The sequence below is a fragment of the Kitasatospora sp. NPDC091276 genome (assembly GCF_040684355.1).
Lineage (GTDB): Bacteria > Actinomycetota > Actinomycetes > Streptomycetales > Streptomycetaceae > Kitasatospora.
Genome location: NZ_JBFBFU010000026.1, coordinates 74,832 through 95,335, shown reverse-complemented (window position 1 = coordinate 95,335; position 20,504 = coordinate 74,832). Strand labels below are relative to the sequence as shown.

General features: G+C 72.6%; 13 protein-coding genes. 4 read left to right on the top strand and 9 right to left on the bottom strand.

Annotated elements, in window-relative coordinates:
- Nucleotides 1-392: 392 nt before the first annotated feature.
- A complete protein-coding gene (locus AB0O19_RS28365; protein WP_363623517.1) occupies nt 393-4,562 on the top strand; it encodes an RICIN domain-containing protein in 4,170 nt (1,389 codons plus the stop codon).
- 210 nt (nt 4,563-4,772) lie between these two features.
- Here AB0O19_RS28365 and AB0O19_RS28360 read toward each other — a convergent pair whose 3' ends face one another.
- Genes AB0O19_RS28360 through AB0O19_RS28345 form a run of 4 tightly spaced genes read right to left on the bottom strand, consistent with a single transcriptional unit; the run spans nt 4,773 to nt 10,665 of the window.
- Nucleotides 4,773-6,833: an ABC transporter ATP-binding protein gene (locus tag AB0O19_RS28360; RefSeq protein ID WP_363623516.1), complete on the bottom strand. Its 2,061-nt coding sequence runs from the start codon at nt 6,831-6,833 to the stop codon at nt 4,773-4,775.
- Between the two features lie 19 nt (nt 6,834-6,852).
- Nucleotides 6,853-7,770, bottom strand: coding sequence for an ABC transporter permease (locus AB0O19_RS28355; RefSeq protein WP_363623514.1), 918 nt, complete (start codon nt 7,768-7,770; stop codon nt 6,853-6,855).
- Complete coding sequence (locus AB0O19_RS28350) at nt 7,770-8,714, bottom strand: ABC transporter permease (protein WP_363581283.1); 945 nt, start codon at nt 8,712-8,714, stop codon at nt 7,770-7,772. Before AB0O19_RS28350 ends, AB0O19_RS28355 begins: the two co-directional genes overlap by 1 nt.
- Before the next feature lie 46 nt (nt 8,715-8,760).
- Nucleotides 8,761-10,665: an ABC transporter substrate-binding protein gene (locus AB0O19_RS28345; protein ID WP_363623513.1), complete on the bottom strand. Its 1,905-nt coding sequence runs from the start codon at nt 10,663-10,665 to the stop codon at nt 8,761-8,763.
- A gap of 404 nt (nt 10,666-11,069) precedes the next feature.
- Here AB0O19_RS28345 and AB0O19_RS28340 point away from each other — a divergent pair, with 404 nt between their 5' ends.
- The 3 genes from AB0O19_RS28340 to AB0O19_RS28330 all read left to right on the top strand — a co-directional run bounded on the left by AB0O19_RS28340 (nt 11,070) and on the right by AB0O19_RS28330 (nt 14,803).
- A complete protein-coding gene (locus tag AB0O19_RS28340; RefSeq protein WP_363623512.1) occupies nt 11,070-12,698 on the top strand; it encodes an alpha/beta hydrolase in 1,629 nt (542 codons plus the stop codon).
- An 87-nt stretch (nt 12,699-12,785) separates the two neighbouring features.
- Nucleotides 12,786-13,487, top strand: coding sequence for a response regulator transcription factor (locus AB0O19_RS28335; protein ID WP_363581277.1), 702 nt, complete (start codon nt 12,786-12,788; stop codon nt 13,485-13,487).
- Nucleotides 13,487-14,803 (top strand): HAMP domain-containing sensor histidine kinase, encoded by a 1,317-nt coding sequence (locus tag AB0O19_RS28330; protein ID WP_363623510.1) that lies wholly within the window; start codon nt 13,487-13,489, stop codon nt 14,801-14,803. Before AB0O19_RS28335 ends, AB0O19_RS28330 begins: the two co-directional genes overlap by 1 nt.
- A 95-nt stretch (nt 14,804-14,898) precedes the next feature.
- Here the strand turns inward: AB0O19_RS28330 and AB0O19_RS28325 are convergent, their stop codons facing one another.
- The 5 genes from AB0O19_RS28325 to AB0O19_RS28305 form a co-directional block, all read right to left on the bottom strand.
- Nucleotides 14,899-15,753 (bottom strand): formylglycine-generating enzyme family protein, encoded by an 855-nt coding sequence (locus AB0O19_RS28325; protein WP_363623576.1) that lies wholly within the window; start codon nt 15,751-15,753, stop codon nt 14,899-14,901.
- A 177-nt stretch (nt 15,754-15,930) separates the two neighbouring features.
- Complete coding sequence (locus tag AB0O19_RS28320) at nt 15,931-17,274, bottom strand: MFS transporter (RefSeq protein WP_363623509.1); 1,344 nt, start codon at nt 17,272-17,274, stop codon at nt 15,931-15,933.
- Nucleotides 17,275-17,386: 112 nt separating this feature from the next.
- Nucleotides 17,387-19,150 carry a sulfatase gene (locus AB0O19_RS28315; RefSeq protein WP_363623507.1) on the bottom strand — a complete coding sequence of 588 codons (1,764 nt, stop codon included), beginning with the start codon at nt 19,148-19,150 and terminating at the stop codon, nt 17,387-17,389.
- Nucleotides 19,147-19,749, bottom strand: coding sequence for a PadR family transcriptional regulator (locus AB0O19_RS28310; protein ID WP_363623505.1), 603 nt, complete (start codon nt 19,747-19,749; stop codon nt 19,147-19,149). Before AB0O19_RS28310 ends, AB0O19_RS28315 begins: the two co-directional genes overlap by 4 nt.
- A gap of 336 nt (nt 19,750-20,085) precedes the next feature.
- Entirely contained in the window at nt 20,086-20,448 is a 363-nt protein-coding gene (locus AB0O19_RS28305) for a hypothetical protein (RefSeq protein WP_363581267.1), read from the bottom strand.
- Between the last annotated feature and the right edge of the window lie 56 nt (nt 20,449-20,504).

Here is a 20,504-nt window from a genome sequence, read left to right as displayed (position 1 = left end):
GGCCCCGTCGCTCCGCCGCAGGCCGTACCGGCGACCGTTCAGGAACACTCGGCCGCGACCTACAACAATCGGTACGGCACCAGATGGAGGGGGGGGAGATCTTCGATCTCGCCCAACGTGTTGACATTCTCGCGCTGCAGGAAATCCGGGACGCGGAACCGGACGATCCGGACATCGTGCCCGAAGCGTCGATCAGCACGAACGGTTTCGAGGTCCAGAGGTACCGATGGGAGGTGTTTCCCGCCTGGACAGGCGGCACTCGCACCATCTACCGGGTCAGGACAGCCACCCGTGAAGAACGCTCGCTGGCCCTCGTGGTGCCCCGGAGCATCGACAACGCTGCGGCGCCCGTGGTGAGGGTCATCCCGCCTCAGCCGGAGAACAACGGCCAGGTGGCTAACGATGCCAAGCCCATCCTGGGCGTCAAGCTCGCGGACGGCACGTGGTACTACTCCATGCACGCCACCAACAGGGCAGCAGGCTTCCATGAGCGGAACAACGTGCCGGCCGCCATCCAGGCGGTCACGGCGACGGGCGACGCGAACTGGGCCCTGATGGGCGACTTCAACCGCGAGCCCGGGTCGCTGTCGATGGCGCAGGTGTTCGGCGACGGCCGTCGGCTCGTCAGCTCCGGCATGATGACCTACTCCAGGAACCGCCCGACCTCCGAATACGACTACATGATCGCCCGGGGGCTGCCGGCCGACCACCAGTACACGGCACGTCGCCTCGGCTACGTGGAGGAATCGGACCACTTCCCGGTGATGTTCAGCAAGGACCCGCTGCGTCGCAAGGACGAGACCTGTCGGCCGAACGTCCCGTCCCCGCCCCGAGCAGCGGCCGCGTCCATGATCTCCCTCGCGGCGGCCGGCGTCCCCGCTGACGTCCCGGTCGACGTCCCGGCCGACAGCGCGCCGCCGACGGCCTCCGCTTCCACCGCCACAGCCCGGGAGCCGCAGCACGGGAAGGTCTCCGTCCTGACCTCCGGAGCCGCCGGCCTGGTCGCCGACGTGCCGGACGCCTCGCCCGCTCCGGGCAGCCCGGTACGGGCCGCCGCCCCCGACTGCTCCGCCGGGCAGAGCTGGGCGACCTGGCAGAAGGCGGACGACACCTGGGTGATCGAGACCGGCCGGACCAACGGCACCACCCCGGCCGGACAGGGCAGCGTGCTCAGCGTCCCCGCGTACGGTGACCGGCTGGCCGTGCGGCCGATCGAGAACGACGCGACGAACGGCAAGCCCGACGGCAGCCCCGGCCAGCGCTGGCGCTTCGTCGCCGACGGCGCGGGCGGCTACCGCATCACCACGGCCACCGACGGCCGTTGCCTCACCCTGGACGGCACCGCGCTGACGGTGGCGCCGTGCGACGGCTCCGACCGGCAGGGCTGGCACCTGTCCGTGCCGTGCTCCGGCGCCGGCCACACCGTCCCCGGCTTCCCCGACCTGCCGTGGCCGACCGTCGCGGACCGCCCCGAGGTGACCTGGCCGTCGCTGCCAGGGCACCCGGCGATCCCGTGGCCGTCCGTCCCGGGCTTCCCGGGCGTCCCGATGCCCGGCCACCCCGACCTGCCCGAGCTGCGCTGGCCCGGCTTCCCCACTCTGCCCACCACGGCGTGGCCCGCCGTCTCCGGCCACCCCGAGGCGACCTGGCCGGCCGTCCCCGGCTCCCCGACCGTCCCGTGGCCCGCCATGCCGGGCCACCCCGGCGTCCCGTGGCCGGTGCTGCCGCTGCCCGGCAACGGCAACGACGACGGCAAGGCCCTGATCCCCGGGCTGCCGAGCGCCGCCGACCCGGCGATCCCGGGGCACCCGGACCTGGCCTGGCCCACCGTGCCGGGATTCCCGCAGGTGAAGTGGCCCTCGGTGCCCGGCTCCCCGAACGTGCCGTGGCCGGGCCACCCCGACCTGCCGGACGCGCCGGGGACGGACGGGCCCTCGCTTCCGGACGTCACCTGGCCGACGCTCCCGAGCATCCCGCTCTGGCGCTGGCCGTCCGTCCCCGGGTTCCCCACCGTCCCGTGGCCCTCCCTGCCGGGGCTGCCGGACGTCCCGTGGCCCGCGACCACCGGCTTCCCGAACGACCCCGCCGCCTGGTCGAACCCGCCCAAGTCGCCGGAGGAGCCTCCCAAGTGCAAGCGGAAGGACCAGCCGGACGGCAACACCCCTGGCGGTGACAACGGTTCCACCGGCGGCCGTCCGCCGGTGCCCGCGCCTCCGGGGATCTCGCTGCCCGGGTTCCCCGTACTGCCCATGTTTCCGCCGATCTTCGGCGGCCCGTCGACTCCCAGTGGCCCCGACGGCGCCACTGGCCCCGACGGCGGCACTGGCAACGACGCCGGGACCGGCGCATACCTCCAGCCGGGCACCGGGGACACCCTCGTGCCCGACGTCCGCGGCTCCAGCACCGTGGCGGGCAACGCCGTCCAGGCCTACGAGCCGAACGGCACGGACGTGCAGAAGTGGGTGTTCTGGGACCGCGGCAGCGGGAACTGGGCGATCGAGACCCGGCTCACCTACAACCGCGCCTCCGCCGCCGAGCGCATGCTGCTGGCCCACGACACCGGCCGGCACGAGAGCGTGCTCGCACCGGCCGCCGCGGACGGGCAGCCCGGCCAGCTGTGGCGGTTCAAGGACGCCGGGGGCGGCTGGACGAACGTCGTCAGCGCGGCCGGCGGCTGCCTGACCCAGCGCGGCGCGCACGAGGTACTGGCCGTCCGCGACTGCGACGGCAGCGCGCAGCAGAAGTGGAAGCTCTCCGGCACCGTGCCGACGACCGGGGGCGGCAACGGCGGCAGCGGCGGCAGCACGGGCGGTGGCGGCACTGGCGGCCAGCCGCCGCTGGGCGCCGGTGGTGCGCAGCCCGCGCACAACCGGACGGTGGTGCTGCAGTCGGGCAACGGCGGCCTGCTCGCGGACCTCGACGGTGCCAACACCGCCGCCGGGACCCGCATCAAGGCGCAGGGCCGCAACGGCAACGACGCGCAGAAGTGGACGCTGTGGCAGAAGCCGGACAGCCGGTGGCTGATCGAGACGAAGCTCGGCGGCGGCATGGTGATGGACCACAACCCCACCACCCACCGCACCCATCTCATCGGTGCGCAGGAGGGCAACGCCAACCAGCTGTGGCGGTTCGCCGACGCCGGGGGCGGCTGGTTCACGGTCGTCAGCGCCGCCGGCAACGGCTGCCTCACGGCGGCGGCCGACGGTGCGGAGCTGGCGATCCTCGGCTGTGACGGCACCAACGCCCAGAAGTGGCGCCTGACCGAGGCCGTCGACAACCCGTCGACCGGCGGTGGCACCGGTGGCAACAGCGGCGGCGGTGGGAACACCGGCGGCTCGTCCGGCGGCGGCGGTGGGAACACCGGCGGGAACAACGGCGGCTCGACGGGCGGAGGTTCGACCGGCGGCGGGAACGCCGGCAGCGGGGGAATCCCGCAGGCGCCCGGGGGCAGCGGGGTGCGCCACGGCGTCACCACCGTCCTGCGCTCCGGCAACAGCGGCCTGGTCGCGGACCTCGACGGCGCCAACACCGCCGGCGGTACCCGGATCAAGGCCCTGGGCGGCAACGGCAGCGCCGCACAGCAGTGGATGCTGTGGCAGAAGCCCGACAACCAGTGGCTGATCGAGACGAAGTTCGCCGGGGCGATGGTGATGGACCACAACCCCAGCACCCACCGCACCCACCTCACCAGCGCCCAGGAGGGCAACGCCAACCAGCTCTGGCGCTTCCAGGAGAGCCAGGACTTGCCCGGCTGGTACCGGATCATCTCCGCGGCCGACAACGGCTGCCTCATCGCCGTCAACAGCAACGAGGACCTCGCCGTCTGGGCCTGTACCTCCTCCACCGCCCAGTGGTGGAAGCTCGACGACTCAGCGGTCACCGGAGGTGGCGGGGGGAACCCCGGCGGTGGGAACACCGGCGGCGGCGGTGGTACCGGCGGAGGCGGCGGCGGGAACACCGGCGGCGGAGGAAGGGACCCGCGCTTCCCGGACAGCATCCAGCTCCCCCCGGTCTGCAACGGGCGGCAGTCCTCCGACTCGTGGATGTGGCACGGGGACACCCTGTGCCCAGGGCAGAGCCTGGAGTCCTCGGCGGCGGAGCAATCCACCCGGCTCGTCATGCAGCAGGACGGCAACCTCGTCGCCTACTACACGCAGGGCGACGCCATCGGCGACCACACCTGGCCCGTATGGGAGTCGAAGACCGTGGGCTGCGGGGCCAAGGCCGTCATGCAGGACGACGGGAACCTCGTCGTCACCGCCGCCGACGGGCGGGTCTGCTGGGCCTCGGGAACCAATGGCCGCAATGGCGCCTGGCTGATGGTCAGCCCCCTGGGCGACGTCCAGATCCTGCAGGCCGGCGACGCCACCGGCGCCGCCATCGACGGGGCCCGCGCGGTGGCCGCCGCAGGAAAGGGCGACTTCCTGGAGGCCTTCATCTACGCGCTCCAGGCGATCATCAAGGGCGTCCCGAAGGTGCAGTGGCAGACGAACACCGGACACCCGCGCCTGGTGCCGCCCAAGTGCGTCGTGACAGGAGGCCGGGTCATCCCCTGCACCTGACCTTCCGCCCGCGGGCGGCCCGCGGGCGCCCGGCACCCGCCGGGTGTGTCCGGACGCGCCGGCCTCTCGGAAGCCGGCCCGGTGGCCTCCACCCCGCTCTCGGGGTGGAGGCCACCGCCGTGTGCCCACCGCCGTGTGCCCACCGCCGCGTGCCCACCGCCGACGGCCTCGCCGGCCCGCTCCCGGAGGGGGCGTGGCCGGAGGCGCGGTTCAGCGGATCGGGGCGGCCCGCAGGGGGAAGTGGCAGGCGGCCAGGTGGTCGTCGGGGCCGAAGGCGGTCAGCGGTGGCTCGACCTCCGCGCAGATCTGCTGCGCCGCCGCGCAGCGGGTGCGGAAGCGGCAGCCGGACGGCGGGTCGATCGCGGACGGGAGTTCCCCGGCGACGCCCCGGCTGCTCTTGGCCTTCTCCACCACCGGGTCGGCCACCGGGATGGTGTCCAGCAGGCCGCGGGTGTAGTGGTGCACCGGCCGGGCGTACACCGACGGCGCGGGGCCGATCTCCACCAGTTTGCCCAGGTACATCACGCCGATCCGGTCGGACAGGTACCGGACCACGGACAGGTCGTGCGAGATGAACAGGTACGACAGTCCGAGTTCGCCCTGAAGGTCGCTCATCAGGTTGAGCACCTGCGACTGGATCGACACGTCCAGGGCCGAGACGGGCTCGTCCGCGACGATGAGCTTGGGGCGCAGGGCCAGCGCGCGGGCCAGTCCGATGCGCTGGCGCTGGCCGCCGGAGAACTCGTGCGGGTAGCGGTCCAGGGCGGTGAGCGGCAGGCCGACCAGGTCGAAGATCTGCCTGATCCGCCGGTCGCGCTCGGCCTGGCCGTCGACCCGGTGGATGTCCAGCGGCTCGCGCATGATCGATTGGACGGGCATCCGGGGGTTCATCGCCGCGTAGGAGTCCTGGAACATGAGCTGGACGTCCCGGCGCAGTCGGCGCCGCTCGGCCCGTGGCACCAGGGCCAGGTCCCGGCCCTCGAACACCAGGCTGCCGCTGGTGGGCCGCTCCAGGCCGACGATGAGCTTGCCGACGGTGGTCTTGCCGCAGCCGGACTCGCCGACCAGGCCGAGCGTCTCTCCCCGGCGGACCGTCAGGGAGATGTCGGCCACGGCGCTGACCGCGCCGACGGCCCGGCGCAGGATCAGGCCGCTGGTCACCGCGTACTGCTTGACCAGGTTGTCGATGCGCAGCAGCGGTTCGGCCGGCGCGTCGTCGGGCACCGCGGGGGCCCGTACCGCCGGGGCCCGTACCGGCGTCGCCGGGGGCGGTGCCACGGCAGCGGGGCGGCCGCCCGGCTCGGCCTCGCCGACCGGGAAGTAGCAGGCGTAGCGGTGTTCCGGGGCCTCCCCGGACAGCGGCGGCTCCTGCGCGTGGCAACGCTCGGTGGCGTAGCGGCAGCGTGCGGCGAACCGGCAGCCGGGCGGCGGGGTGGTCAGGTCCGGCGGCAGGCCGGGGATCGAGTAGAGCCGGCCGCCGGACTCGGCGAAACGTTCCGGCAGCGATTCGAACAGTGCCTCGGTGTACGGGTGGCGGGGGTTGGTGTAGAGCTCCTCGGTGCCGGTGGTCTCGACGACCTTCCCGGCGTACATGACGGCGATCCGGTCGGCCCGTCCGGCGATGACGCCGAGGTCGTGGGTGACCAGGATGACGGCCATGCCGAGCTGCTGCTTGAGGTGGTCGATGAGTTCGAGGATCTGCTTCTGAACGGTGACGTCGAGGGCCGTGGTCGGCTCGTCGGCGATGAGCAGTTTGGGCTCGTTGGCCAGGGCCATGGCGATCATGGCGCGTTGGCGCATCCCGCCGGACAGTTCGTGCGGGTAGACCAGGGCCCGCTGGGCCGGGCTGGGCATCCCCACCAGGGACAGCACCTCGACGGCGCGCTCGTGCGCCTCCTTCCGGGAGGCCCGGCGGTGGATGCGCACGGACTCGGAGATCTGCCGGCCGATGGTCATCGTCGGGTTGAGCGAGGTGGTCGGGTCCTGGAAGATCATCCCGATGTCGTTGCCGCGCACCCGGTCCATCTTCTCGGGGCCGAGCGCGAGCAGGTCGCGGCCGTCGAGCAGGACCCGGCCGTCGATGACGCTGCCGCCGTTCGGCAGCAGCTGCATGATCGACATGGCGGTCATGGTCTTGCCGCAGCCCGACTCCCCGACGATGCCGAGGGTCTCGCCGACGTCCACCGCGAGGTCGACGCCGTCCAGGGCGTGCACCACCGAGCGCTTCAGCCGGATCTCGGTGCGCAGGCCGGTCACTTCGAGGAGCGCCACTGCTGATCCTCCGTCGGGTTCACCGCTTCTGCAGCCGGGTTTCGAAGGCGTCGCGCAGGGCGTCGCCGATCACGTTGAAGCACAGGATGATCAGGATGATCACGGCGGCGGGCGGATAGATCATCCACCAGCAGCCCTGGCCGGCGAAGGTGGTGCCGACGTCGAGCATGCCGCCCAGGTCGTTGTTGGGGGCCTGGAGGCCCAGGCCGATGTAGCTGAGCGTGGACAGGGCGAAGACCGCGTCGGCGATCGAGAACGTGGTGTTGACGATCGTCGTCCCGATGGTGTTGGGCAGGATGTGCTTCAGCACGATCCGCCGGCCGCCCGCGCCCATCATCCGGGACGCGGACACGTACTCGCGGACCTTGATGGCCAGGGCCTCGCCGCGGACCAGGCGGGTGATGCCGAACCAGGAGGTCAGGCCGACCTCCAGGATCAGCATGGCCTTGCTCTTCCCGTAGACGCTGCTGAGGTAGATCAGCAGGAAGATCAGCGGGAAGGACATGAAGGAGTCGATCACCCGCATCATCAACGCGTCGATCCAGCCGCCGAGATAGCCCGCGACCGCGCCGTACAGCGCGCCGAGGACGGCGGCGATCAGACCGGCGGCGAGGCCGATCTCCAGGCTGGTCTGCCCGCCGACCATCACCTTGCCGAGCTCGTCGATGCCGTCGTTGTCCGTGCCGAGCGGGTGCCCGGCGCCCGGCGGCAGGGTGACGGCGGAGAGGTTCACCACCGAGGTGTCGGCGTGGTAGAACAGCGGGCCGAGGAAGCAGAAGGCGATGATCGAGACCAGGACGGCGACGGCGACCAGGGCCAGCCTGTTCTCGGCGAAGACCTCCGCGCCGCGCCGGAGCATCGAACGGGGCCGCCCGGCCGGCTCCCCGCCCGGGGCGGAGGCGGGCCGACCTTCCGTGGTATCGGGTGTCAGGGCCATCAGGTGAGCCTCACTCGTGGGTCCAGCACGGCGTAGCCGAGGTCGGCCAGCAGCGAGCCGACCACGGTGGTCACCGCGGTGAGCAGGGTGGCCGCCAGGGTGATGCCGTAGTCGTTCTGCAGCGCGGCACGGGTGGTCAGCAGGCCGATGCCCTGGATGTTGAAGACGTACTCGACGATCAGCGCGCCGCCGACCAGCGCGGGCAGCGAGAGACCGACCAGGGTGACCATCGGGATCAGGGCGTTGCGCAGCACGTGGCCGTACAGGGTGCGGCGCCGGGAGGCGCCCTTGGCCTGGGCGGACCGCACGTAGTCCTGGGTGATCTGGTCCAGCACCCCGGAGCGCATGTAGCGGCTGTAGCCGGCCACGGTGGTGACGGTCAGGGTCAGGACGGGCAGGCAGACGGCCCCGGGGTGGGTGAGCGCGTCGCCGAAGGTGGCCACCTGGTCCTGCACCGAGACCCAGTGCAGGTCGTCCTCGAACCACTGCTGGATCAGGAAGCCGATGAAGAACGTCGGCACGCCGTAGGCGACGAAGGAGAACACCGTGAAGGCGTGGTCCAGCACGCTGTTGCGGCGGGTGGCCTGGAGCAGGCCCGCCGGCACCGCGATCAGCAGCGCGAGCAGCAGCGAGGCGCCGACGATGTAGGCGGAGGCGCCGAGGGCGTTGAACAGCAGGTCGGAGATCGGGCGCTGCTGGATGTAGTCGAAGCCCAGGTTGCCGTGCAGCAGGCCGTCCAGCCAGGTCCAGTACTGCACGTAGACGGGGCGGTCCAGACCCATCTGCTGGGTCAGGTGGGCGATGTTGGCCGGGGTGGCGTGGGAGCCGAGGATCGCCCGGACCGGGCCGCCCGGCATGAGCTGCATCAGGCCGAAGGAGATGACGGTGACCATCAGCACCGTCAGGAGGGCCTGGAACAGCCGACGGATCAGGTAGGCCGTCACCGCCGCCCCCCGAGGGGGGCAGCGGTGACGCCGTTGCGGATGGCCGTCATTTCGTGTAGTACCAGTACTCCGGCTCGTAGCCCTGGAAGGGGTCACCGGCGTCGAGGTGCAGCTTCTTGGTGACCTCGCTGATCGCGAGCGTGTTGGGGGTGTAGATGACCGGCTGGTCGCCCGCGATGTAGTCCTCGTAGGCGTACAGGTCGTTGACGTCGCTGCCGGTGGTGGTCTTGACGATCAGCTGGTCCAGCTTCGGGTCGGAGAAGCTCCAGACGTTCGGCCCGGCTCCGGTGGCGAACAGCGCGTCGCCGGTCGGGTAGTAGTCGGGGGCGTAGACCCAGCCGCCGTAGAGCAGGCCCTGCCACTGGCAGCCGGCCGGCTGGGCGGCGCTGCAGGCCACGCCCTCGTTGCCGATGGTGTTCTGGGTCTGGCTGACCATGGTGATGCCGATGCCCGCCTTGGCCGCGTCCGAGCGCATGTCCGCCGCCATGGTGTCCAGCGCGGCCTGGCCGGAGGGGTAGTCGAGCGTGAACGCGGCCTTGGTGCCCGCCGCGATACCGGCGCCGCACTGGTTCGGGCCGGTGCCCGGGTCGGTGCAGGTGGCCGGGACGCTGTCGGTGTTCCAGCCGTGGCTGCTCAGCAGTTGTTTGGCGGCCGCCGGGTCGTAGGTGGCGCGCTCGGACTGGCTCTTGGGGGAGAGCGGGTTGCCGGCCGGGAGGCTGGGCACGGCGCCGGTGCTCGGGTAGCCCCAGCCCTTCCAGATGCCGTTGATGATGCCCTGCTGGTCCACGGTGTCCTGGACGGCCTTGGTGAAGTAGGGCTGCTTGAACAGCGGCCCTACGGCCGGGTTGGCGAAGTTGATCTGGTAGTACGAGATCTCGTCCAGGTAGGTCGGGGCCGGGATGTAGTAGCCCGCGCCGCTCAACGGGTTGCCCGCGTCCGGGTTCTTGGCGTTGAAGGTCGGGGAGTTCTCGGCCGGAAGGTAGCCGACGTCGATGGCGTTGGCGCCGCCGCTGCCGGCCTTCAGGTCCGCGTACTCCGTGGTGGCCGAGGTGTACGGGACGAAGTCCACCTCGTCGAGGTGCGCTTTCTGCGGGCCCGAGTAGGCGGGGTTCGGCACGATCCCGTACGCACCGGAGGTGCCGTTGTAGTTCTTGAGCTTCCACGGGCCGTCGACCACCGACCACAGCGGGCTGCCCGCGAAGTCGCCGCCCTTGGTCGACTGCGCGCTGAGGTAGGCGTAGTCGGCCGCGCAGTCCTTCGCGGCGGCGTCCGAACCGAACGCGTCGCTCGCGCAACTGCCCTTCTGCCCCTGGCCGGTGAGGTCCCAGGCGAGCGGCATCGGGGTGATCTGGCTGAGCTCGTCGTCGGTGAACCAGGTCTGGTTGACCGGGGTGTTGAGGGTCAGCGTCAGGGTCTGTCCCGAGGCGGTCGCCGAAGCCACGTTGTCCGGGAAGTACTTGGCGCCGATCGCCGGGTTCGGCGGGGTGTAGTAGCCGCTGTTGGACGACTCGGCCTTGGCCATGTTGATCCAGAACAGCACGTCCTGGGCGTTGACGTCCTCACCGTTGGACCACTTCCACGGCTTGACCTGGAGGGTGACGGTCCTGCCGTCCGCGCTCCAGGTGGGCGCCTCGCCGAGGGACACCTCCGGGTCGAGGGCGACCTTGTCGTTCAGGCCCCAGTAGTACAGGGGGCGGTAGAACAGCTCCTGGAACTGGCTGGTGTTCACCGTGGTGACCTGGGCCGGGGAGTCGAACGGCCAGATGGCGTCCGGGAAGGTGGAGGGCGCCTCGGCGACCCGCACCACACCCCCCTGCACCGCCGCTCCGGCCGGCCCCGGGTTGCCGCTGCCGCCGCCCCCACCGCCGCCACTGCAGGCCGCGGCGGTTGCCACGACCGTGACCAGCGCCACCACCTGCGCGAATCTGCGCGCTCCTGCGGACTTCGTCATCCTTGACTTGCCCCTCTCCCCCACGTGAACACCACGAGTTCTTTCCTTGCGCGACCTGACGGTTCGCCGACGCGGGCATGGCGGTGCCGTGGCCGGGCAAGGTGAGCGGCTTTCCCGACGGCGGGAAGGCACCGGCGTCCGTGGGCTTCAGCCGCTTGCCGCGTGCTGGCCCTGCCCCGTCCGGTGCTACCAGTTAGACCGATTTTTCGAACAGAGAGAAGCCTTGGGGACGACTCGTGTTCGTCAAGTTTCCATCAAGGAAAGGATCTTGAGGACGCGCGTGGTTCTCGCACCGGGACCGGCCGGAGTTCTTACACGCCTTTGCCGTCGCTCTGCCGAACCGCTGACCGGCGCCCGGCAGGGTCGTGCCCACACCGACCGCAGGACGTACGGAGGGCACCACGATGACGACGAACACGGCGACGAACACGGCGGCGAGCACGGCGGCGAGCACGGCGGCAGGGACGACCGGCACGGCGACGGACGCGACCGCGAGCCGGGCGAAGGAGCCGGCCCGCCGGGGCGGGCTGGCCGCCGCCGCGCTGGCGGTGCTGGCCGCAGTGCTGCCGGTCACCACCGCCTCGCCCGCGCAGGCCGCCCCCGCCGGGGCGGCGGGCCGGCCCGCGTGGTGCCCGACCGTCCCCGGGCACCAGGTCGACTGCACGACCATGCGCCGCCCGCTGGTGGCGGACGAGCCGCGCCTGGGCGGCATCGGCGTGAGCTACGCGGTGGTGCGCCACAGCCGCCCCGGCCCGGCCCGGGGCACCATCGCGTTCAACCCCGGCGGCCCCGGCGAGACCCTCATCGACCGCGCCGACCAGGTGGCCGGGGCACTGCAGGGGGTGCTGGACGACTACGACCTGCTCCTGCTGGACCCGCGCGGCACCGGCCGCTCCGGCCGGCTCCCCTGCGACGTCACCGAGGCCGACTACCGCTTCGCCCCGCGCCCCGCCCAGCGCGAGCTCGTCGCCGACTGCGCCGAGGAACTCGGCCCGCGCGCCCGCGGCTACACCAGCGCCGCCACCGCCGACGACCTCGATGCCGCCCGCGCGCGCCTGGGCGCCCCGAAGCTGGTCCTGTACGGCCTGTCGTACGGCACCTACCTGATGCCGGTCTACGCCGACCGCCACCCCCAGCGGGTCGAGTCGATGGTGCTGTCCGGCGCCTACCCGCTCGCCTTCGACTCCCTGGCCCGGCCCGGCGCCCAGCAGGTCTCCCTGACACTGCGCCGGATCTGCGAGCGCAGCGGGGCCTGCGACCCGGAAGGCGCCGTCCGCGACCTCGCCGCCACCACCGAGCGGCTGCGCACCCGCCCGCTGGTGCTGACCGCCTCCCTCGGCGGCAGGCCGCGCACCGTGGTCTTCAGCGAGGACAAGCTCGCCGACCTGATGTACGAGCCCGCCACCCGAGGCATCGGCCTGCACCCCGAGGAGCCCGGCCTGCTCGGCGCGCTGCCGGCCGCCCTGCACGCCCTCGCCGCGGGCGACGAGGGGCCGCTGGCCGCCCTGGTGCGCGCCGAGGTCGAGCACACCGGCACCGAGGACCAGGCCTCCTTCCTGGCCGTCACCTGCAACGACTACGCCCGCGCCTGGGACCCGGACGCCCCGCCCGCCGAGCGCCGCCGCCAGTACCGGGCCGCGCTGGCCGCCGCCGACCCGGCCGACTTCGGGGCGTTCAGCGTCAAGGGCTGGACCGAGGGGCAGACCGACGGCGGCGACAACTGCCTGTCCTGGCCGCGCCGCGGCACCGCCGACCCGCAGCCGACCGACCTGGAGAACGTGCCCGACGTGCCCGTCCTGGTGCTCTCCGGGGACCTCGACACCAACACCCCCGAGGCCAACTCCCGCCTCTCCGCCGCCCAGTTCCGCCGCAGCGCCTTCGTCTCCGTGCCCAACAGCGGGCACGTCCCGGAGATGGAGTCCACCGGCTGCGCGGTGGACATCTCCACCCACTTCATCCGCACCGGCGCGGTCGGCGACACCTCCTGCCTCGCGCACATCCCCCCGGTCCCCGTCGTCCCGGTCCCCCGCTGACCCGCTGCCCCCCTGACCGGCCGCCTGACCCGCGGACCGACCACCCCGACCGGCATGACCACGCCCGCCACCAGCGAAGATGACACCATGACAGATCCCACCGCCGCCCGGCGCACCGTCCTGGTCGTCGAGGACGACCCCGGCGTCCGCAACACCCTCGACCACCTGCTGCGCTTCGAGGGCTACCGGGTGCTCACCACCGCCGACGGACAGGAGGCCCTGGAGCTCCTGGAGCACCGGCGCCCCGACCTCGCCGTGGTGGACGTGGTCATGCCCCGCCTCGACGGCCTCGCGCTGTGCCGGATGCTGCGCCGGCGCGGCGACCGCCTGCCCGTCCTGGTCCTCACCGCCCGCCACCAGCTCGGCGACCGGGTCGCCGGGCTCGACGCCGGCGCCGACGACTACCTGGCCAAGCCCTTCGCCACCGAGGAACTCCTGGCCCGCATACGCGCCCTGCTGCGCCGCACCGAGCCGCTCGGCGGCGAGAGCGCCGAACTCGGCCTCGACGACCTCGCCCTGGACCCCGGCGCCCGCCAGGCCCACCGCGGCGGGCGCCGGCTCGACCTGACCAAGACCGAGTTCGACCTGCTGGAACTGCTCCTGCGCAACCAGGGCACCGTCCTGACCCGCCACCAGATCTACGAACGCATCTGGGGCTACGACTTCGACACCGACTCGCGCTCGCTCGACGTCTACGTCGGCTACCTGCGCCGCAAGACCGAAGACGGCGGCGCGCCCCGGCTGATCCACACCGTGCGCAACGTCGGCTACACCGCCAGGACCGCCTGATGCTGCGCACCAGGATCGGCCTCGTGGTCCTCGCCTCCGTCCTGCTGGCCATCGCCGTGCCCGTCACCGCCGCCTACCGCGGCGTCAGCACCCTGGTCGCCGACCAGCTCGACCGGAGCCTGGAGGACCGGGCCCACACCGTGCTCGCCGCCCTGGACCTCGACCGCTCCCCGCCCGCACGGCCCGACACCGTCGAACAGCTGCTGCTCCCCGACGGCACCACCCGGCCGCTGGGGGCCCCGGGCGGCCCGGCGCTGCCCGTCTCGGCCCGGGCCCGGGAGGTGGCCCGTACCGCACAGGGCGCCCACCAGGAGGACGCCACCGTCGACGGCACCCCCTACGGCATCCTCACCAAGGCCCGCCCCGACGGGCAGGGCGCGGTGATGGTCGGCCAGACCTACGCCGGGGCGCAGACCGTCGACGACGCGTTCCTGCGCCGCATCACCTGGACCAGCGCCGCGGCCGCGGCCGCCTCCGCGCTGCTCAGCTGGCTCGTCCTCGGCCGGATCCTGCGCCCGGTGCGACGCCTGGCCCGCGCCGCCGAACACATCACCACCACCCGCGACCTGGCCACCCCGCTGCCCGCCGCCGGACGCGACGAAGTCGGCCGCCTCACCCGCGCCTTCGAGGCGATGGTCGGCGCCCTGCGCCGCTCCCGCGACCAGCAGCAGCGCCTGGTCCAGGACGCCAGCCACGAGCTGCGCACCCCGCTGACCTCGGTACGCGGCTGCGCCGAGCTCCTCCAGCGCGCCCGCGGCCGGCTCGCCCCCGCGGACGAGGAGCAGATCCTCGCCACCCTGGTCACCGAAACCGTCGCCCTCGACGAACTCGTGCGCGAACTGGTCGAGTTGGCCACCGACCAGCAGACCGTGGAGGACCCGGAGCCGGTGGACCTGACGGCCGCCGCCGAGGACTGCGCCCGGCGCTTCCGGCGCCGCACCGGCCGCGAGATCACCGTCACCGCCGAACGGCCCGTTCCGGTGCGGGCCCGCCCGCGCGCGCTGCAGCGCTGCGTGGACAACCTGGTCGGCAACGCCGTCAAGTTCAGCCCGGACGGCACCCCGGTGGAGGTCCACGTCACCGGCACCCGGCTGGCCGTGCGCGACCACGGGCCCGGCATCGCCCCCGGCGACCGGCAGGCCGTCTTCGAGCGCTTCTACCGCGCCGCCGGCACCCAGTCGACCCCGGGCTCGGGGCTGGGCCTGGCCATCGTCCACGACCTCGTCGCCGCCGACCACGGCACCGTCTTCGCCACCGCCGCCCCCTCCGGCGGCGCCGAGGTCGGCTTCCACCTGCCACCCGCACCGGAGGGCTGACGGCCCGCCCGGAGGTCGGGACGAGGTCAGGACAGCGGGTCGGTGATCTGCGAGCCCGGCTGAACGGCGTGGCCCGTCGCGGACGGGTCGGCGCGTCAGTCGGGCTGTTCGGCGTTGCGGGCGCAGCGGAAGCCGGCGTGGCCGCTGGAGCTGTCGGGGGTGTTGGAGCTGCGGGCGGCGACGCGGTAGCGGTTGCAGTAGGACTCGTGGCACAGGTGGGAGCCGCCGCGGATGACCTTGGCGGTTCCGGTGGCGGGGCCGGTGGGGTTGGCCGGGGTGGGGGATGCGGGGTGGTCGGTGGTCCACCAGTCGGCGCACCACTCCCACACGTTGCCGGACATGTTGTACAGGCCGAAGCCGTTCGGTGCGAAGGAGCCGGCGGGGGCGGTGGCGCGGTGGCCGTCCGCGGCCGTGTTCTTCGCCGGGAAGGTGCCGCGCCAGATGTTGCAGCGGTGGGTGCCGTCGGGATCGAGTTCGTCGCCCCACGGGTACCGGGCCTGTTCGAGTCCGCCGCGGGCCGCGTACTCCCACTCCGCTTCGGTGGGCAGGCGCTTGCCGGCCCAGGAGGCGTAGGCGTGCGCGTCGTTCCAGGAGACGTGGACGACGGGGTGGTCGCCGCGGTCGGCGACCGTGCTGCCCGCGCCCTCGGGACGGTCCCAGGCGGCTCCGGTGACCGCGCACCACCAGGGGGTTCGCTCCACCCGCACGGCGGTGCGCCGCACGGCGGCCGGGAGGAAGCCGGCGAAGACGTAGGACCAGCCCAGGCGCTCGGCGTCGGTGCGGTAGCCGGTGTCGGCGGCGAACGCGGTGAACTGCTCGTTGGTGACCGCGCGGGCGTCGATGAGGAACGGGTCCAGCCGGACCTGCCGCACGGGGCCTTCGCCGTCGTCGGGGAAGCCTTCGGAGTCGTCGGTGCCCATCAGGAACCCGCCGCCGGGCAGGAGGACCATGCCGTCCGTCGGGCCGGCGGGACGCGGGGCCGCGAGGTGGAGCGGGCGGAGCGCGCCGGGGCCTCGCGAGGGCGTGCAGCAGGGCGCCGAGGGCAGGTTCACGGGTTCCTCCGGGAGTGGGTTCAGCCGGCCGTGTGAGGCCGGCCGCGCAAGGCGGGCCGTGCAAGGCGGGCCGGGTCAGGCCAGGGCTGCCCGGCGCCTGAGGTCGAGCTCCCGCTGCACCCGCTGAACGTCGTTGGCGTAGGGCAGGTGGAGCAGCGTCAGGAAGGCGCCGTTGACGAGCATGAGGACCACCAGGACCGCCAGGAACACCGGGCGGAGTCCGACCGCCTGGCCGAGGAAGCCGGCGCCCAGGCCGAAGGCGGCCCACGCGAGGGCTTCGAAGACCGAGACGTAGATCGTGAAGGCGGTGGCCCGCAGCTCGGGCGGGGTGACCGCCATGACCATCGGGCGGTTGAGGCTGGGGTTGACGCCCTGGGCGACACCCATCAGGCAGAAGAGCAGGGCGTAGGCGCCGATGCCGCGGTAGTGGACCTGGGTGCCCAGGAAGGCGAGGACGGCGAAGGCGACCTGGGCGCCCTGGAGCGCGCCGGGAAGCCCGTGGCGGGGGCTGCGGCGGGTGGCCCAGTCGGCGAGGAAGCCGCCCAGCAGGGTGCCCAGCAGGTATCCGATGCCCAGCGGCATCAGGACGACGGCGGCTCGCTGGGTGGTGAAGCCGAACACGTCCACCAGGTAGACGACGGCGAACGAGGAGAGCAGCAGGTGTCCCGAGAGCAGCCGCGACACCAGGAGGATCGCGAAGCTGGGGATCTTGAACAGCGAGACGACGGCGGCCAGGTCGATCTTCGTCCGGGGCTCGCGGGCGGCCCGGTCGAGGTCCGCGAGTTGCCGCTCGGCCGCGCCGCGGCCGGGGTCGCGGAAGCAGAGCAGCAGCACCCCGCCGAAGAGGATGTTCAGGACGCCGACGCCCCACAAGCCCCAGCGCCAGCCGTCGTGGACTCCCGCCAGTTGCCCGATGAGCGGGCCGAGCACCGAGCCGACCAGCGACAGCGCACCGTAGAGGGCACCGACGGCGCGACCGCGCGACGCCGGGTCGAACAGGTCGCCGATGATCTCGGAGACCAGCGGCTGGGCGGCCGCGTAGCCGGCCGCGAGGACCGTGACGAAGACCAGCAGCTCGGTGAAGTCCCTGGAGAAGCCGGCGGCCACGCCCCACACCCCCCACAGGCCGGTGGACAGGACCAGGACGCTCTTGCGCGACCAGCGGCGTGCCGCCCACACCCACAGGGGGGCCGCGAGCACGCCGATCAGCTTGCCGGCAGCGGTCAGGACGCCGAGCGAGCCGAGGGTCAGTCCGAGGGCGTTCCTGATGACCGGGAACAGGCCGGTGACCAGGCCGGCCTCGGTGCCGTCGACCAGCATGGCGCCGCCGAGGACCGAGAGCTGGGCCCATCGGCCTTTGACCGGGGGCGGGCCGGTCCTCGTGGCGGGCCCGGGAGTGCCCTCGATAAGGTCGGACATGCGCGACTCCGCTCTTCGCATCGTTCGTCACAGGGGCAGTGCGGGGGAAAGGCGGCGTGCTCACCGGTGACGGGGCTGCAACCCCGTCACCGGTACGTCGTGCGCCGGCTGGTCAGAGAGCGGCGAGTTCCTCGGCCACCCGGCGCAGGGCCGACACGTCGGTGAGGCCGCCGGCCAGGGCGGCGACGTCGATCAGCGGCGTCGGGCCGAGGAACTGCAGGAATTCGGAGTCGACGATGCCGGGCAGGTGCCTGCGCATCACCTCCACGGCGACCGGGTCGGAGATCAGGGCGAACACGGGGGTCCGCAGCGAGAAGCGTCCTGGGGGGTAGTCCTCCGGGTGGGGCAGCGGCTCGGCGGCCCGGTCGGCCTGCTCGCGCTGGGCCCGGACCAGCAGGTGCTCCGCGCCGACCGGTCCCTCGGCCGGCAGGCCGAGGCGCTCGTACTGGCTCGGTGGTGCGTCGCCCGCGCGCATCAGCTCCACCAGCAGGGTCGCCATCCGCAGCTCGGCCGCGTCGTCGACGAGGGGGGTGCGCTGGTCTGGGTCGCCCTCCAGGTCGAACAGCAGGGTGCCGTGCTGGTAGGGGTTGACGAAGGTGCGGCCGGGGACGCGCAGGGTGCGCACGCCCTTGGTGAAGGTGAACGGCTCCGCCAGTTGGAGGTTCGCCAGCTCGGCCGGGGAGAACCGCCCGCGCATGTGGGTGGGCATCAGCGTGTGTTCCAGCAGCGGCGCGTTCTGCGCCGTGGCGGGGGCGCGCATGTAGACGTACCGGCCGTCGGTGACGTTGACGTGGCCGCCGTGGATTCCGAACAGGGCCGCCTCCCGCACCGGGGTGTCCTCGGCCACCGGCAGCGGGCGGCCTTGCACGTCCGCGGGGCGCTCGATGCCGAAGTACTCCAGCAGCGTCGGTGCGAGGTCGATCGTCTGCACCAGGGCCCGGCGCCGTTCCCCGGCCTTGCCGGACCGCGGGTCCCACACGAACAGCGGCAGGTGGACCAGTTCGTTGTACCAGGGCTGGACGGTCTTGCCCCACCAGCCCTTCTCTCCCAGCAGCAGGCCGTGGTCGGTGTTGACGATCAGCAGGGTGTCGTCCCAGAGGTTCTGCTCGTCCATCAGGTCCAGCACCCGCCCGAGGGAGTGGTCGCACATCGACAGCAGCGCCGCGTACTCCAGGCGGGCGTGCTCGACCTGGCCGGGGGTCTCCACCACGCGCTTGTAGTCGGGCCAGTCGAAGTGCGGGCCTTCGTAGTCGTGCGGGTAGAGGTCCTTGAACCGCTGGTGGCTGAAGAACGGCTCGTGCGGGTCGAAGGTCTCGATCTGCACGAACCACCGGTCCGCCTCCCGGTTGGTGCGGACGAACTCCAGGCCCGCGTCGAAGGTCAGCGTCTGCGGGTGGCGGTCCTCGGTCGCCAGGTGCGGGCGGTTCACCCAGTCCTGCCGGTAGGACTCGAACCGGAGCTTCTTCAGGTCCTCGGGGATCTCCGGGTCGGCCACCTGGCCCTTCCACGGGTCGCCCTCCTGGCCGCGGAAGAACTCCCAGGTGTTGTACCGGCCGTGGTAGGTGGCGCCACCGTCCTCCCAGTAGTGCGGGTGGTCGCTGACCAGGTGGGTGTACACCCCGTTCTGCTTGAGCAGTTCGGGCATGGAGTCGTCGAACGGCTCCAGCGGGCCCCAGCTGCGGTGCAGGAAGTTGTACCGGCCGGTGTGGATCTCGCGGCGGGCCGGCATGCACGGCATCGACCCCGCGTAGGCGCTGTCGAAGGTGACCGACCGCTCGGCCAGCCGCGCGAAGTTCGGCGCGTGCGTCCAGTCCCCGCCGTAGGGCGGCAGCATGTGCCGGTTGAGGCTGTCGAACATCACCATGATCGCCTTCATGCGGCGCTCCCCTCTCCGGCCGGCGGCGTCTTGCGCCCCGGCTGCCACTGTTCGAGACGCCGGAGCATGCGCTCCAGCCAGGCCACCCACGCGTCCATCGCGCCGGCGCCGTACTGGTGCAGTTCCTCGTAGACCTCGCGTGCCAGTTCCTGGTCCAGCTCGGGCAGCGGGTCCTCGAAGCGGACCGTGCGGTCGCGGGGCCGGTTGCGGGCGATCTGCTCGCGCCGGTGGTCCAGTTCGGTGCGGATCAGCCGGATCGCCGCCTCGCGGTCCAGGACCGCGGCGAAGGCGAAGCGGGAGAGGAAGTCCGCGTCCTGGAACCGGCTGGGCGGCTCGTACGGGGAGCGCACCCACTCCATCAGCGCTTCCCGCCCCACCGGCGTGAGCCGGTACACCTTCGCGTCGGGACGCCCCTCGCGCGGATCGACCTCGAACGCCACCCAGCCGTCCGCCACCATCCGCCCCAACAGGCGGTAGATCTGGCTGTGGTGGGCCCGCGAACGGAGGAACTGGCCCTCCGTCTCGACCCACTTGCGCAGGTCGTACCCACTGAACGGCCGGCCGGCCAGCAGGGCGAGCAGGACGTACTCGAACTGCATCGAGCCCCCTATGTGCGGAATCACCTATGTGCTCAGTGTGCTATCCGCGACATGGGGGCCGTCAACGCGGCGGGTGGCGAATTATCCGACCGTTCATATGAGTTCACGGTGATTCACAGTGCACAGCGCCTGCGCTACCGGCGGGGACGTCGAAACCCGGTGCGGCTGCGATGGAACAGGCCCCTCCCGGGAAAACGGGCGCCCCGCGGCGGTCCGGGCGAACCCGGAACCGCCACGGGGCGGGCCGTGCCGGTCGTCACCGGACCGGCACGGTCCCCGGCCTACGCGCCCGGGGCGACCCGGGCGGCCGGAGAGGTGTGCTCAGGAGAGGCGTGCTCAGTTGAAGACCAGGACGTCGGTGCGCATCGGCAGCGCGCTGCCCCAGCCGATGTTGATCTTGAACGTCACCAGTCCGTTGCCGGGGGCGATGCTCGACACCTGGAAGGGCGCCGCGCCGACGAACCGGTTCCCGTTGCCGTCGATCTCGGAGGCCGTGATGACGACCGTCGAGTCGATCCCGATGACGTTCCAGGCGATCTGGAGGTTGAACGTCCCGTTCCCCGGGGTCCACGTCCACCACCCCCGCCACACGGCGCCGACGTTGCCGCCGATCGCCGCGAGGCCCTGGTCCCGGTCGGCGGGCTGCGAACTGCTCGCGATCCGCGGCACCTCGATGGAGGAAGATTCGGCTGCGGCCATGACGGCTCCCCTCGCGCCGGGAGAGCCCCCATGAGCCCCCCGATACTTAGAGTGTC

Excerpts from the sequence above, each read along its gene's own strand:
- AB0O19_RS28355 (WP_363623514.1), bottom strand. The coding sequence starts at position 7,770 with ATGGCCCTGACACCCGATACCACGGAAGGTCGGCCCGCCTCCGCCCCG.
- AB0O19_RS28335 (WP_363581277.1), top strand. The coding sequence starts at position 12,786 with ATGACAGATCCCACCGCCGCCCGGCGCACCGTCCTGGTCGTCGAGGAC.
- AB0O19_RS28340 (WP_363623512.1), top strand. The coding sequence starts at position 11,070 with ATGACGACGAACACGGCGACGAACACGGCGGCGAGCACGGCGGCGAGC.
- AB0O19_RS28330 (WP_363623510.1), top strand. The coding sequence starts at position 13,487 with ATGCTGCGCACCAGGATCGGCCTCGTGGTCCTCGCCTCCGTCCTGCTG.
- AB0O19_RS28320 (WP_363623509.1), bottom strand. The coding sequence starts at position 17,274 with ATGTCCGACCTTATCGAGGGCACTCCCGGGCCCGCCACGAGGACCGGC.
- AB0O19_RS28345 (WP_363623513.1), bottom strand. The coding sequence starts at position 10,665 with ATGACGAAGTCCGCAGGAGCGCGCAGATTCGCGCAGGTGGTGGCGCTG.
- AB0O19_RS28305 (WP_363581267.1), bottom strand. The coding sequence starts at position 20,448 with ATGGCCGCAGCCGAATCTTCCTCCATCGAGGTGCCGCGGATCGCGAGC.
- AB0O19_RS28310 (WP_363623505.1), bottom strand. The coding sequence starts at position 19,749 with ATGCAGTTCGAGTACGTCCTGCTCGCCCTGCTGGCCGGCCGGCCGTTC.
- AB0O19_RS28325 (WP_363623576.1), bottom strand. The coding sequence starts at position 15,753 with ATGGTCCTCCTGCCCGGCGGCGGGTTCCTGATGGGCACCGACGACTCC.
- AB0O19_RS28315 (WP_363623507.1), bottom strand. The coding sequence starts at position 19,150 with ATGAAGGCGATCATGGTGATGTTCGACAGCCTCAACCGGCACATGCTG.